Annotated in this window: 10 protein-coding genes; all 10 read left to right on the top strand. The window is 41.4% G+C overall.

Translation table 11 applies throughout. The features are described from left to right. Positions 1 to 72 precede the first annotated feature (72 nt). The 10 genes from DEO27_RS21625 to DEO27_RS21580 all read left to right on the top strand — a co-directional run bounded on the left by DEO27_RS21625 (position 73) and on the right by DEO27_RS21580 (position 14,203). Positions 73 to 1,959 carry a serine hydrolase gene (locus DEO27_RS21625; protein ID WP_112575264.1) on the top strand — a complete coding sequence of 629 codons (1,887 nt, stop codon included), beginning with the start codon at positions 73 to 75 and terminating at the stop codon, positions 1,957 to 1,959. 52 nt (positions 1,960 to 2,011) lie between these two features. Then, a complete protein-coding gene (locus DEO27_RS21620) occupies positions 2,012 to 2,962 on the top strand; it encodes a TauD/TfdA family dioxygenase (protein ID WP_112575266.1) in 951 nt (316 codons plus the stop codon). Between the two features lie 30 nt (positions 2,963 to 2,992). Continuing rightward, a complete protein-coding gene (locus DEO27_RS21615; protein WP_112575268.1) occupies positions 2,993 to 6,049 on the top strand; it encodes a cyclic peptide export ABC transporter in 3,057 nt (1,018 codons plus the stop codon). A gap of 66 nt (positions 6,050 to 6,115) precedes the next feature. After that, positions 6,116 to 6,916 (top strand): aspartate/glutamate racemase family protein, encoded by an 801-nt coding sequence (locus DEO27_RS21610; protein ID WP_112575270.1) that lies wholly within the window; start codon positions 6,116 to 6,118, stop codon positions 6,914 to 6,916. A 36-nt stretch (positions 6,917 to 6,952) separates the two neighbouring features. Beyond that, positions 6,953 to 7,693 carry a thioesterase II family protein gene (locus tag DEO27_RS21605; protein ID WP_112575272.1) on the top strand — a complete coding sequence of 247 codons (741 nt, stop codon included), beginning with the start codon at positions 6,953 to 6,955 and terminating at the stop codon, positions 7,691 to 7,693. Further along, complete coding sequence (locus DEO27_RS21600; protein ID WP_190295182.1) at positions 7,662 to 8,312, top strand: 4'-phosphopantetheinyl transferase family protein; 651 nt, start codon at positions 7,662 to 7,664, stop codon at positions 8,310 to 8,312. The genes DEO27_RS21605 and DEO27_RS21600 overlap by 32 nt, the downstream gene beginning before the upstream one ends. A 168-nt stretch (positions 8,313 to 8,480) precedes the next feature. After that, the gene (locus DEO27_RS21595; RefSeq protein ID WP_112575276.1) at positions 8,481 to 9,671 is read left to right on the top strand and encodes a glycosyltransferase family 2 protein; all 1,191 of its coding nucleotides are present in this window, start codon (positions 8,481 to 8,483) and stop codon (positions 9,669 to 9,671) included. A 44-nt stretch (positions 9,672 to 9,715) separates the two neighbouring features. Further along, on the top strand, positions 9,716 to 11,080 hold the full coding sequence (locus DEO27_RS21590; protein ID WP_112575279.1) for a condensation domain-containing protein: 1,365 nt from the start codon (positions 9,716 to 9,718) through the stop codon (positions 11,078 to 11,080). Between the two features lie 219 nt (positions 11,081 to 11,299). Further along, positions 11,300 to 11,644, top strand: a complete 345-nt coding sequence (locus tag DEO27_RS21585) for a hypothetical protein (RefSeq protein WP_112575281.1) — start codon at positions 11,300 to 11,302, stop codon at positions 11,642 to 11,644. A gap of 117 nt (positions 11,645 to 11,761) precedes the next feature. Beyond that, on the top strand, positions 11,762 to 14,203 hold the full coding sequence (locus DEO27_RS21580) for an outer membrane beta-barrel family protein (RefSeq protein WP_190295180.1): 2,442 nt from the start codon (positions 11,762 to 11,764) through the stop codon (positions 14,201 to 14,203). Positions 14,204 to 14,334: the final 131 nt, after the last annotated feature.

Genomic DNA, 14,334 nt, shown 5'->3' with positions numbered 1-14,334 from the left:
GATCCTTACTTACAATTCTTCGGCTGCTGCTAAAGCGGCTTACCAATTCAATAACCATAAACACTAACCAGTATGATCATTTTTAAACTACCTAAAATTTCTGTTTGGGGATGTTTTGTTACATGCCTGATCTTATCCGGCCTGGCGGTAAACGCCCAGGTAAACAACAATTTTACCGTAAATAATAAAGTTATTAACCAGCAAAGCTTTGATACCGAAATAAACCGCATGATCAAAGAGGTTGGTATCCCTGCCGTGTCACTGGCAATTATTGATCGGGGAAAGATTGTTTACTTTAATACCTATGGAGTTAAATCGCTGGGCTCAAATACACCGGCTGGTAATAATTCGGTATTTGAAGCCTGTTCCTTGTCAAAAAGCTTCCTGGTTTATGCTGCCTATCAGTTGGTTGATCAGGGCAAACTTGATCTTGATAAGCCTATTTATCAATACCTGGAGCCGGGCCCTATGCTTGACCATGATGCCCGTTACAGGCTGATCACGCCGCGGATGATCTTAAGTCATAGTTCGGGCCTTGAAGACTGGCCAAATGAAAATAACTCGCATCAAATGGATATCATAAGCCAGCCGGGGGCAAAATTCAACTATTCCAGTCTTGGTTACAACTATCTTGCCGCCGCAATTGAAGCTATTGTAAAAGAGCCTTATGACACCTATATGCAGCGCATGGTTTTAACGCCGCTTAACCTTCAGAACACTTACGTTAAATTTAAAAATGACACGGTTGGCAAAACAGTAACAACCCTTCCCGCCGACTTTGTAACCGGTCATGATAATTTCGGGAAGGAGTTTGGCAAATGGAAAAACTACGAGTCGGTAGCTTCAAGTGGGGTTAGCACTACCGCTAAAGATTATGCTAATCTTATTTTGAATATTTTTTCTAACGGCAAGTTATCTGCTAACAGTGTCAACCAGATTTTGAAACCTGTTGTACATACAGGTAGTGCCAGCACACCGTATTATTATGGTACCGGTTTTGAAATTATACACACCGGTACAGACACTATTATTGGGCATGGGGGAAGTAACCCAGGCTTTAAAGCTCAGATATTTTATTCAACAACCCATAAACGCGGGCTTGTATTTTTAACTAACAGCGATTTGGGTAAAATAATAACCAGCCGCGTTAACGAAATGACTGCCGGTTTGGACATAACCGACTATTATCAGCAATTTTCTGTTGATCAGTATCCAAGCAAGGCCATAACGCTGTTGAATGTTTATAAATCAGCCGGTTCAAAACAGATGTTTGCAGAAGCTAACCGTTTGCATACTGCAGATAGCCTGGGGATCAATACACTTAACCAGCTCGGGAAACTATTTATAAACCAGGATACACTTATTGCAAAACAGCTGCTTGGTTCAAACATTGGCTTTTTCCCCCAATCGGCCTACGCACACTTACTTATGGGTGACCTGTACGATAAAAATGATAATTACACAGGTGCACTTGCTGAATATGAGCGGGCCAAACAATTGGATTTTAAATTATGGGATATCCAACCAGATATTGATGAGTACCGCAAAAAGGTAAACGAAGCCAAAGCGCACAGTAAAATAACTACCCACATCAACAAAAACCAGGTGCTGTATGCTACCAACTACTCGGCCATGAGAGGGATAGATGTTGATGATAGCAACAAAAAAGATCCGCTTCCAAATGTGAGCGGAGGCGCGGGCAGCTGGCTTGAATACAATATGGTGATCTCGAAGCCGGGTACTTACAAACTCCACCTTTATGTGGCTAACGATGATAACAATGGCACGTTTGAGTTGGTGATCAATAACACTAAGTTCACCCGTTTCAAATCGGCACTTAAACCATCAGGTGATTGGGTTTATAAAATAGTGGAGGTTAAGCTCAAGCCCGGTCGGCAAACGCTTCGTCTTAATTTTAACTCGGGCACAACCCGGATAAAATCTATCCGGTTTTCTTAACACCAGTCACAACAACCTCCACCGATTATTTACCAAACAAAAAATAAAAAACATGTCTGTTCAACAAATCACAGAATGCACTGCGCCAGTGCATATCAAATTAAATCAGCTTACTCCACAGGATTTTATTAGTTACTATAATACAAATAAAGCGGAGTTTGATCACAGCCTTCATACAACCGGGGCCATAAAGTTTCAGGGGGTTAGCATTAATGGCGCTGATGATTTCCAGCTCATAATTGATTCTATCTCCTCAAAATTTATGAACTATATTGATGGAAACTCACCGCGAATCAAACTATCGGGTAATGTTTATACTTCTACAGAGTATGATGCATCCCAAAAAATAACCATGCATAATGAGCTTTCCTATTCGGCAAAATGGCCGGGCAAGCTTTTTTTTAGCTGCATTACCCCATCTGAAACCGGTGGCGAAACGCTTTTAGCCCACAGTGGTGACATTTACAGGGCTATGCATCCTTCCATTATTGAAGAGATAGAAACACGTGGCATTTGCTACATCCGTAACCTGCATGCAGGGGAGGGGATGGGGCCAAGCTGGCAGGCCACATTTGAGACCGAAAGCAAAGCAGAAGTTGAAAAGCATTTGAACGCGTATAATGTCAAGTACGAATGGGGCTGGCTGAATAACCTGAAGTTAAAGCAGTTTAGCAAGGGCGTATTGGGTCATCAATATACGGGGCAAAAGGTATGGTTTAATCAAATTGACCAGTTTCACCCGCTGCACCTTGGTGCCGAGATGTTTGAGACATTGGAAATTATTTATGGAGAAACCAGCAGCTTTCCGATGTATGTATCATTTGCCGATGGTAAGGAGATCTCCAAAGATTTTGTTGAGGCCATATTAAAAACTATCGAAACGTGCACCATCGCGCCCGCCTGGAATACCAACGAGTTATTGATTGTTGATAATGAATTGATGAGCCATGGCCGCAATTCATTTACGGGTAGCCGCCGTGTGCTGGTGGCCATGTCTGCCTGATTTTCTATCACATTTTTCAAGTTTAATCACATGTTGTCATCTACAATAAAAAAAGCATTTGCGCTGGTTGGCCTTCTGTTACTGCTTTGCCAGGTTGGTTTTAGCCAAAAAAAGCCTGTGCAGGAAATTCTGAAGCAAGCAGATGAAGAAGTGGCTCGGGCTATGAAACGCGGTAACATTCCGGGTTTAAGCATGGCGCTCATCATTAACGGGCAGGAATTTATACGTAATTACGGCTATGCCAATGTACATGATAATGTTAAGGTAAGCAGTAATACTTTATTTGAAATAGGATCATGTTCAAAAGCCTTTACCGCCCTGGCTGCTGCCGAACTGATAAGCGAGGGCCGCATAAATCCCAATGCACCGGTAACTGATTATTTACCATGGTTTACTGTGCAGTATAAAAGTAAACCCGCAAGGTTGCTGGTAAGTAATCTTATACATCATACAAGCGGTATCCCCTGGAGCTCGATAAGTGCTATACAACCGTTGAATGGCGCGGATGCTCTTTATAAAACTGTTTGTGCCATTAACCATCAAAAGCTTGACCGTTTGCCCGGTAAAAAGTTTGAATATGCAACCATAAACTATGATATACTGGCCTTAATTGTGCAAACTGTTAGCGGGCAGCCTTTTGAAACCTATGTGCAAAAAAATGTAATAGATAAGCTTGAGTTAAGGCATACACAAATAGGTTATCCGGTATATAGTAAATTGTTGGCTACGGGTTACAAATCGGGTTTTTTAACGGCATGGCCTTTCCAGCCGCCCGTATTTAAGGGCAACAATGCCGCAGGTTATGTTATTTCTGATATCCTGGACATGAGCAGGTGGTTGAAGCTGCAGATGGGTTTACAACCAACAAGTCTGTACCCCAGTATGTTGCTTACCCATCAGCGCGACGAAACCGTTGGCCTGCATGATATGGGCTCATACGCCATGGGCTGGGATGTATTGCTGGATGGCAGCTCAGAAATTAATCACGATGGTTTTAATCCCAGCTTTACCGCTTATATGGCTTTTCGCAAACCGGCAAAAACAGGTGTTGTAATCCTTGCCAATGCATCGTCTAATTTCACTGCTTATTTAGGCAACAAGGTCATTAAACTGGCGGCAGGGGATGATCCGGCAAAAGATTATGATCCTGGTGATGGCGGCGATAGCGGTTATGCAATAGTATCATTAGCATTGGTGCTTTATATCTGTGCTAATTTTATTTACCTGGGTTATCTGCTTATAGATATCAGGAAGAGGAACCGCATTTATGAGGGTTTTAAACGGTCTGTACCGGTTTCGCTTTTAAAATTTCTATTGATTTTAATACCCTTTGCTTATGCCATCTATTTACTGCCAACTGCATCAGCGGGCTTTACCTGGAGTGCTATCTTTGTATGGAGCCCCTATAGTTTGCCTGTTTGTTTGATTGGTTTGGCGGCTGCTGTTACAATTAGTTTCGTTTCGTACGCGTTAAGCCTTTTATATCCGAGCGTAAATAAATTTAAGGGTAAAGCGCCAATGCTGGTTTTACTGGGGATTATGGCCGGTTTTGCCAATATGATTGTAGTGGTACTGATCACTTCCTCACTTAACAGCACAGTGCATTTGCGCTACCTGTTGTTTTACTATGTTTTGGTATCATTACTCTATTTAACCGGGCGCCGTTATGTTCAAATTCAGCTTATTAAGTTTTCACGCGGTTTAACTTATGATCTTAAATCACAGATCATTGATAAAATCCTGAACACATCTTACCAAAAATTTGAGAAGATAAGAAAGGGGAATATATATACCGCCCTTAATGATGATGTTAGCGTCATCGGCGAGTCGACGAATGTGTTTATTGTTTTGATCACCAATTTAATAACCGCTATAGGAGCCTTTGTTTACCTGGCAAGTATAGCTTTTTGGGCAACCCTGCTTACGGTGGGCTTAATTGTTGCCATTCTGATAATATATTACTTTGCAGGCGCCAGTAACAACGTGTTTTTTGAACAAGCCCGCGATAGCCAGAACAAGTTTATGTCGCTGGCAAGCGATATGATAGAAGGCTTCAAGGAGTTAAGCCTGAAACGTGGCAAGAAAACAGACTATGGTAAAGACCTGCAACAATCGGCCGGATTTTATAAAGAAAAAATAACGAAGGCAAGCGTACGCTTTGTAAATGTGTTTTTAATTGGTGAAACATTGCTCATAGTAATTTTGGGTGTAGTAGCTTTTGGTTTCCCTAAGTTTTTCCCATCGATACAGGTTTATACCATAAGCAGTTTTGTTGTAATATTATTGTATCTGATAGGGCCAATCAACTCCATACTTAACTCGGTACCTGTTATTTTGCAGGTTAGGGTGGCATGGAACAGGATAAAAGACTTTATCGATCAGATCCCGTCAGCTACTGTTGGCAAACAAACCGAATTGCCTTCAAAATCAACAATTGATACCATGGAGATCCGTGACCTTTGCTTTCAATATCAGAATGACGCGGGTATGTTTAGCGTAGGTCCGGTGAACCTCGAAATTTATAAAGGTCAGATCATATTTATTATTGGTGGTAACGGTAGTGGCAAAACAACCCTCGCCAAGTTAATAACCGGTCTTTACCAGGCCGATAGTGGCAACATACTGATTGATGGTGAAGAAGCATCAAATACGCCGTTGGGCGAATATTACTCGGCAATTTTTAGCCCGGCATTTTTATTTGAAAAAATGTATGACATAAACTTTGAGGGTAAGACTGAAAAAATTGCCGAATATCTTGAACTATTGGGTTTAACGGATAAGGTGAGTATCTCGAATGGCCGGTTTAGTACGCTTAACTTGTCGGGGGGGCAAAAAAAGCGGTTGGCGCTGCTGCAATGTTTCCTGGAAGATTCGCCAGTATACCTTTTTGACGAATGGGCTGCCGATCAGGATCCCGGTTATCGTAAATTCTTTTATCATACCCTGTTGCCTCAAATGCGCGCTTCCGGCAAAATTGTTATTGCCATTACGCACGATGACCAGTATTTTGATGTTGCCGACTGTGTGTACAAAATGAACCAGGGGCAAATGGAAGTTTACGAGAAGGAAAGAATTCCTGTTATCTAAACACCCGCTTAATCTAAGCCTGTTTCTGAAGGGCTTTTATTCTCTTAAATCTAAACTTTCAAAGTCATGCTATCAAATCAGCTCCCAACTATCGGTATTGTAGGTGGCATGGGGCCACGGGCCGGAAATGCACTGTTTGAGCGGGTTATATGTAACACCCGCGCCAGTACAGATCAGCAGCACCTTCCGGTTGTGGTAATGTCATTCCCATCAGAAATTACAGACCGGACAGCTTTTCTTAAAGGTATCACCGCAGAAAATCCGGCTTATGCCATTGTTAAAATAATTCAGAAACTGGCAATCACAGGTGCCGGTGTTGTAGGCATAGCCTGCAATACATCTCATTCGGCCTTAATATATGATATTATTGAAGAGGAGCTTTTTAAAAGAAAAGTTGATGTAAAACTGCTTCATATGCCCAACGAAACCTGCCTTTTTATAAAATCAAATTATCCGGAGGTAAAGCGTGTTGGGCTAATGGCTACCAACGGTACCTATGAAACCGGCTTATACCAGCAAATTTTAAAAGGTATGGGTTATGACGTAGTGCTGCCCGATCTTCGTTTTCAAAATAATGTCATCCACCGTATGATTTATCACGAAACATGGGGGCTTAAGGCCAGTCATTCAGTAGTTACTGATCAGGTTTATAAGTTGTTTGATGAAGCGCTGTCCTTTTTCAAAGCACGCGATACCGATGCCATCATTTTAGGCTGTACAGAACTTTCATTGCTGGTAAAAGATAACACAATGAGGGGTATGCAGCTCATCGACTCAACCGATTGCCTTGCCCGGGCCTTAGTTAATGCTGTAACAACCAACACGGTTACGATAAATGCCGCAGGCCTGGCTTCAGAAATTTTTTAGGTTCTACCTAACCTCTTAAAAAATAATAAATACATCATGAACTCAAATTCAAAACCGGTACTTTTTATGATTCCTTTTGCCGGTGGCAGTGCATATAATTTGCAGGGACTGGCAGCACTCGTTAAAAATGCCGACACGGTAATACTGGAATGTCCGGGGCGGGGTAACCGGTTTCCGGAGCCTTTGCTTGATGATATCAATGCTATTGTAAATGATTTGTTAGTGCAGGTTTTGGCTGTTGTAAGGCAGGGCAGGCAATTCGCCATTTATGGTCACAGTATGGGAACACTTATTGGGTACATGCTTAGCCGCAGAATATATACTTACGCAAAGGTGTACCCCATGCACCTGTTTGTTTCGGGATCCGGAGCGCCGGGTCTGGCAGGCAAACGTGGCTGGCATTTGCTGCCTGAAGATGAGTTTTGGAAAGTGCTTAGTGAATTGGGGGGCTGCCAGCCGGAGATTTTAGAAAACACGGAACTCAAAACACTTTTTGGCCCCATAGTGCGGGCCGATCTGGCTGCCATAGACAGCTATACTTATGTTGAGGAACCCGCAATGGATGTTGAAGTTACCGTGCTGAAAGGGGTTGACGATGAGGCCGAGCTGATAAAATTTCAGCATTGGCAACGTGTAACAACCCACCCTGTTGATTTGCTGGAATTTGAGGGCGATCACTTCTTTATTTACAGGCACCTGGATGCCATTGCTGAAATTATTGATAATAAACTTCAAACTGTTGATTATGCTGGGAACATTAAAAGTTTTTTGTTTTGACCTGGACAAGCTTACGGCAGGCAGCGAGCAGCATTTATTTGATCTTTTAACCTACAGGGAAAAAGAAAGGATAATTAAATATGTAAACCCGCTGGATAGGTTGCAGCGAGCCTGTGGTCGCGTCATATTAAAACGCATGCTTATTGAGGAGGGGTATGCGGAAAATGTATTGCAGTATATCCGGCTTGATCAGTATTTCAGGCCATATATCGACCATCTTATCGATTTCAATATATCACATGCCGATAAGCAGGTAGTGGTAGCTATGTCAATGAATACCCGCCTGGGTGTGGATGTGGAAAAGGTGCAGGAAATTGATATTTCTAATTTCGACCGGGTGTTTGTTGATGATGAGGCCGATAAGATAAAGTTGAGCAATGATCCTATCAGGTACTTTTATGAATTATGGACAAAAAAGGAAGCCGTATTAAAGGCTAATGGTAAAGGTTTTCATTTGCCGCTATCAGCCATTTCCATAGGCAGCGATTCGGCCAGCTGTGAAGCTGAGTATTGGAAGCTTCAAAAAATGCAGGTACATCCCGATTATTGCTGCCACCTTGCCTTTAGCGGCAACCAGGTAATTGAACAGGTAACTTTAGAACCTTCGTTTCTGTTTTAAATTATGATGGGTAGCTGCTTCGGTTATTGCCGCTGCTGCCCGTATTATGGATTTGCCGGCGAAAGAAAGCCATTATGCGCAGTCCATTTATAAACCATCCTTATAGTCCGCCACTATCTATCTTCCTGCTACTCTGCCATTATAAATCATCCTAAACATTTATCTGTTATGTTATTACAGTTAGTTATACTGATGCTGATCTTGAAAATAACCTTTTGGCTTATTTTAAATGTCTTAAAATATTTTTCCGGAAAAAGCCAGCCTGTACAGGCTATCGCTACCAATTTTTCTGTAGATATCATTGTGCCTATGTACAATGAGCAAAAAGTGATAGTTAATACTATCGCGAACCTCCTGAAAGTTGATTACGACAGTTTTAATATCATCGTTGTTGATGATGGATCTACAGATAATGGACTAAACACAGTTAAAGGTGTATACCAACACAATCCCCGTGTTTTGATCATATCACAGCAAAATAGTGGCAAGGCCCATGCGCTTAACAGGGCTATTAGGCATTCAACAAGCGATATTATTATTTGTATAGATGCCGATACCATGGTTAGGCCGGATATCATCAAACAAATGCTGCCTCATTTTGCCGATAGCCAGGTTGCTGCTGTTTCGGGCTATGTTAATGTGGGAAACAGGAGCAATATTATTACGGCTACGCAATATGTAGAATACATCACCAGGCAGAATTACGAGCGCATAATGTTTGAAGCTGTAAACGGTATATGGGTAATTCCGGGTGCTATTGGGGCTTTCCGCCGATCGGTGGTTAACGAGGTTGGTGGGTACTGTACAGGTTTACTTACCGAGGATAATGATATTACCATGAAAATATTATGTCATGATTATCTGATAAAAAATGCCCGGGGGGCGGTAGCCTATACAGAAGCACCGGCCGACGTGAATATGTTTTTTAAACAGCGCTCAAGATGGAATATGGGGTTGGCCCAAATCCTGGTTTTATACAGTAAAAGAATGTTTCAGCATCCTAACAAGGCTTTGTTTTTTTTGATGCTGCCTTACGTGTGGTTGTACAGTCTTATTTTGCCACTACTGCTGCCGCTTCTTGATTACTTTATGGTTTTTTTATACGTCAGGCAGCCGGTTGCTTTTATGAATTGGTTTCCCTTGTACCTGGGTTACGTTGCAATTGATACTATAAGCTGTGTGTGGATATTGATCAGGTCAAAAGAAAGACCGTGGCTAATGTTTTTTACTGTTTTTCAGCGCTTCTTTCTGCGTCATCTATCGCTGTTTGTTTATTTAAATATGCTTTTAAGGTTCTTTAAAGGTAACCTCACCAACTGGGACAAAATTGTAAGGTACGGCAGCGTTAAAGTTGAGTAAGCTGCTACAATACAGATCTGCTCATTGTTTTTAAACCGGATTTTATGCAAAATAATTTTACTGAATTAATGGAAAGTATTATTGCCATCGCTCCTGAGGAGTTGGAAACCTTAACGGAGTACCCCGCTACCGAACGCCAAAGTGTTGAATGGACGGCTTTTGCCTCTACAACCAATCGTTCAAATAATTTATCGGTAACCGGGCTTATGGAGCAGGTTAATGTATTGGCATTTGAAAGGGCTTTTCAAGCACTGGTGCACCGGCATGAAAGTTTGCGAACTACTTATAAATTCAAAGACCGCAATGTTATTCAGGTTGTACATGCTGCGGCCGATAGTAAGCTTGCTCTGGATTATACTGATTTGTCGCAGGTGCCAGACGCCGAACGTAAACTCGGGCAGCTTAAAGAAAATGTACTTAATACTTCGTTTGATCTTATTAGCGGCCCGGTATACCAGGTTTGTCTGGTGAAAATGGCAGACCAGAAATACGTTTATGGTTTTGTTGTAGATCATATCGCTGCGGATTCGCTGTCGATAGAAATATTGAAAAGAGAATTCCAAAACCTGTACATCGCTTATGCATCCGGAAATAAAACGCCTGCTTTGGACCCGCTGATATTTCAGATGAAAGATTACGCCTTGTGGGAGCAGGATATTAACAACAGCCTTATCGGGCAAAATAACCTGGCTTACTGGCTTGAGCAGTTAAAGGCACCACTGCCGGTTTTTGATGTAAGGGTGCCCGTTAATGGTGATAGTCTTCCTGCGTTTTTTAAAGCCGGTAAATGCACGGTTTTTATTAGTAATGATATCATGGAAGCAAACCGGGAGCAGTTTGCAAACCCTTCTGTATTTATAACAGCTGTTTTAAACCTATGGTTTTCGTGGCTTACGCAAAATAATTCGGTTATTGTTGGTATGCCTGTGTCTACCCGCGAATCGGACAAGCTGAATAAAGTGGTGGGCTACCTCATAGCTGCATTGTACCTGAAAATAGATGGTTCGGATGAAGGATCTTTCTCTGATCTGCACCAACTTATTGTTGAGAAATATAGCGAAGCCCTGGCGCATCGTCATTATCCGCGCAAAGGTTTACCCGCCAATATTGATAATTATTGTACGGCAATGCTTAAAGTAAACCTCGATATGTTTAAGCACTCTACATATACCGGTAAATTGTTCACGCACGAATACCTGTCAAATATTCCCTTCTACCCGGTTGATTGCGAGATAGCCGCTTTTAAAAACGGCTTCACGGTGTCGTTACATTATAATACTTCCCGGTTTTTAAATAGGGAGGTTATTGACGTTTTTAAAAGGCTACCGCTGCTGTTCAAGGCTGTTCTGGAGCATCCCGGGCAAGCACTCCTTTGGTTTAAACGCGAATTGAGCAATGCTTTGGCATAATTAATTGGTATTAATTAGGATTTCATTGCCTGTAAATTACCCCTCTATAAAAAAATAAAAATAATTGCAACCCGTGGCTTACTTGAATTGACTACTGTGTATAAAACAAATTAATTAACGAGCAGGCAAAAAGGAAAAAGTTCAAAAAAATAAAAATAATTGCAACCGAACTCCTTTTCTTATTGACTACTCTATCAAACAACTAAAAACAACAGAGTCATGAAACAGTTAATGCCATTCATAATCATCATAGTATTCTTCATACTGATTGCCATTTTCATCCTTGCGCTAAACAACTATCGGCTTAAAAAAAGAATTATTGATGCCGGGAAACTGGATGAAGTGAGCCTCAAATTTTTAGCCCAACTTTCGGGGTTTGGAAATGAAGCACTTAAATGGGGAATTATTTTATTAACAGCGGGTATTGGGTTTATAGTACTTGAGTTTATCCCCTACAGCGCCGAAGATTCTCCGTTACCATATGGTGTTGAAACAGTTTTCATAGCCGCCGGCTTCCTGATCTACTACCTTCTGATCAAAAATAAAAACAAGCTCCCCCAATAATTCCGGAGCAGTTTAATCCTCCCTTTTTTTCCTGTAACCTATTAAAAAAATAAGGACGGCGATCCTTACGGGGATTGCCATGCCTTAACTAAACATAACTACTTAATGCTACTTCGTATGAAACCTAAGCAAATTTTTTTACCACTGTTGATCTCATTGACAGTGATGTTAACACAACTAAACACAACCTACGCGCAATCGGCTGATGGCAGCTTCCAGATAAAAGGGCAGATTGCCGATTCGATAGACCATAAGCCACTATCACTTACAACCGTGAGGATAAAAAGCATGAACGACGAACTGATTAATGTTGCTGTAACTAAGGATGACGGTAGCTTCAGTTTTTCAGGTTTGCCATCTGCGTCTTACAAGATTAGCATAGCCGCAATAGGTTATGGCTCGAAATTGAGAATAGTTGATCTGACCAGGTCATCATCTAAAGTTATGGAGCTTGGCAAAATCAACCTGGGTTATCAAACCACCATGTTAACCGAGGTGTCGATAAAAGCCGATAAGCCGATAGTTCGCCGTAAGGCCGACCGTATCACCTATGATTTAAAGGCCGATCCGGAAAGTAAAGGCAACAACGTATTAACCATGATGCGTAAAGTACCTTACCTGTCATTAGATGGCGACGACAACCTGTTGTTGAAAGGTAATTCGAGCTTTAAAGTGATGATCAACGGCAAGCCATCAGGCAGCCTCGAAAACAATCTTAAGGCGGTGCTGAAAAGTATTCCAGCTTCCACCATCGAACGCATAGAGGTTATTACCAACCCGCCTTCAAAATACGATGCCGAAGGTTTGGCAGGTATCATTAACATTATTACAAGTAAACGTGTGAGCGACGGTTATAACGGAACAGTAAACGTGAGTGAAAGCGGGCCAACCGGTGGTCCGGGAGTTGGCGCTTCTTTTACCGCCAAAGCAGGCAAGTTTGGTATATCGGCTAATGGAGGGGGCAGTATTAATGATTACCCTACTACTTATAATTCAAGTAACAGGCAAACCACTGGTGCAACACCTACCACACTTGCGCAACAAGGCAATCAAAAATCCAATAACAAAACAGCCTATTTTGGCACAGAATTAAGCTACCAGATTGATACGCTGAACTTACTTACCGCCCAGTTTAACTACAATGGCAGCCGGGTTAAAGATCACTCAGGCCAAATATCTACATTAAACGGTACAACAGGTCTTTTGGAACAATACAGCTTTCTGAATGACGGAAAAGCCACCGGTTACGGTATAGATGCCGGTATTAACTATGAAATGGCCTTTAAAGCAAAAAAGAATGAATTGCTGACTTTTTCGTACCTGTTCAGCACCAATTTGAACGACAGAAAAGGTAATGTTGACTTTAACGATCAGGTTAATTTTGATACGCCCGATTTTCAACAAAACGATCATCAAAAATTTAAAGAACATACCTTCCAGGTTGATTTCAATACACCTGTAAAAAGAGTAAACATTGAAGCGGGTTTAAAAGCCATATTGCGTAACAACAGCAGCGATTTTGAATACAAATCTTTTAACGCAACTGATAACCAGTTTGAACTTGATCCGCAACTTTCAAATGAATATACCAATACGCAAAACGTTTTCAGCGCATATAATTCTTACCAGATCAATTTAAACAGCTGGAATGTGAATGCCGGTGTAAGGGTTGAAGAAACAGTTATCCGTGCAAACTTTTTAAGTACCTCCACCACTGCCGACCAGAACTATTTTAACGTAGTGCCTTCAGTTTCTATAAGCAAGCAGTTTAAAAATGAAAGCAGCATGAACCTTGGTTTTTCACAAAGGATCAGGAGGCCGGGGATTAACAGGCTTAACCCCTACGTTGATCGTTCAAACCCTAACTATGAAGTAACCGGTAACCCATACTTACGACCAGTGGTACTAAATGACATCCAGCTTGGTTACGGAATTAATAAAAAAGTATCTGTTAACCTTGGGCTTGATTACTCGTTCATGAATAACCTGGATTTGCAAGTAGTTAATTTTAATCCCAACACACAAATTACCCAGATTACCTATGCTAACACCGGTAAATCAAGCAGCTTTGGTTTAAACTTTAACCTGGGCTACTCGGTAGGTGTTTATAATGTAAGCCTGAACGGCAATGCCATGTACCTATGGTTAGCAGGTGATGTAAGCGGAAACAAGGTGGAAAATAATCTTTTAATGTATTCATCAACACTGTCAAACGTGGTGAGGCTTAAACATGGTTGGGCGTTAAATGCCGACTTTAGTGTAAACAGCCATAGTCCTACAGGTTTACAGGGCCGCACCAATGGTTTCTTTTACACCGCTTTTAATTTTAACAAAGAGATCATTAAAAATAAATTCGGAATATCCGGAGGTGTTAAAAACCCTTTCACCAAATACCGTAATGTGGTTAATAAAACATTCGGTCCGGATTTTAACCAGGTTTATCAAACCAACAACTATTTCAGGTCATTCAGCGTAAGCCTAAACTATAATTTTGGTGGTCTGCGTGACCGTATCAATAAAAACAGGGTTGGTATTGAAAACAACGACGTAGCTAATTAAAAGACATCTTTATTGTTTTTTGCCAGGCTTGGCGATTGGTGTTAAACAGGTTGGTAATCAATGTAAAAAACAGAAAAACCGGACACGAAAGTTCGGTTTTTTTTATAGAGAGCGGTGAGCTCTGATGTAAT

It is taken from the genome of Mucilaginibacter rubeus, from assembly GCF_003286415.2.
Taxonomy (GTDB): Bacteria; Bacteroidota; Bacteroidia; order Sphingobacteriales; family Sphingobacteriaceae; genus Mucilaginibacter; species Mucilaginibacter rubeus_A.
This window is presented reverse-complemented; position numbering and strand designations above follow the sequence as displayed.

Bases quoted from the DNA above. Each gene is read 5' to 3' on its own strand.
- DEO27_RS21580 (WP_190295180.1), top strand. From the start codon at position 11,762: ATGAAACCTAAGCAAATTTTTTTACCACTGTTGATCTCATTGACAGTG.
- DEO27_RS21585 (WP_112575281.1), top strand. From the start codon at position 11,300: ATGAAACAGTTAATGCCATTCATAATCATCATAGTATTCTTCATACTG.
- DEO27_RS21620 (WP_112575266.1), top strand. From the start codon at position 2,012: ATGTCTGTTCAACAAATCACAGAATGCACTGCGCCAGTGCATATCAAA.
- DEO27_RS21610 (WP_112575270.1), top strand. From the start codon at position 6,116: ATGCTATCAAATCAGCTCCCAACTATCGGTATTGTAGGTGGCATGGGG.
- DEO27_RS21600 (WP_190295182.1), top strand. From the start codon at position 7,662: ATGCTGGGAACATTAAAAGTTTTTTGTTTTGACCTGGACAAGCTTACG.
- DEO27_RS21625 (WP_112575264.1), top strand. From the start codon at position 73: ATGATCATTTTTAAACTACCTAAAATTTCTGTTTGGGGATGTTTTGTT.
- DEO27_RS21595 (WP_112575276.1), top strand. From the start codon at position 8,481: ATGTTATTACAGTTAGTTATACTGATGCTGATCTTGAAAATAACCTTT.
- DEO27_RS21590 (WP_112575279.1), top strand. From the start codon at position 9,716: ATGCAAAATAATTTTACTGAATTAATGGAAAGTATTATTGCCATCGCT.
- DEO27_RS21615 (WP_112575268.1), top strand. From the start codon at position 2,993: ATGTTGTCATCTACAATAAAAAAAGCATTTGCGCTGGTTGGCCTTCTG.
- DEO27_RS21605 (WP_112575272.1), top strand. From the start codon at position 6,953: ATGAACTCAAATTCAAAACCGGTACTTTTTATGATTCCTTTTGCCGGT.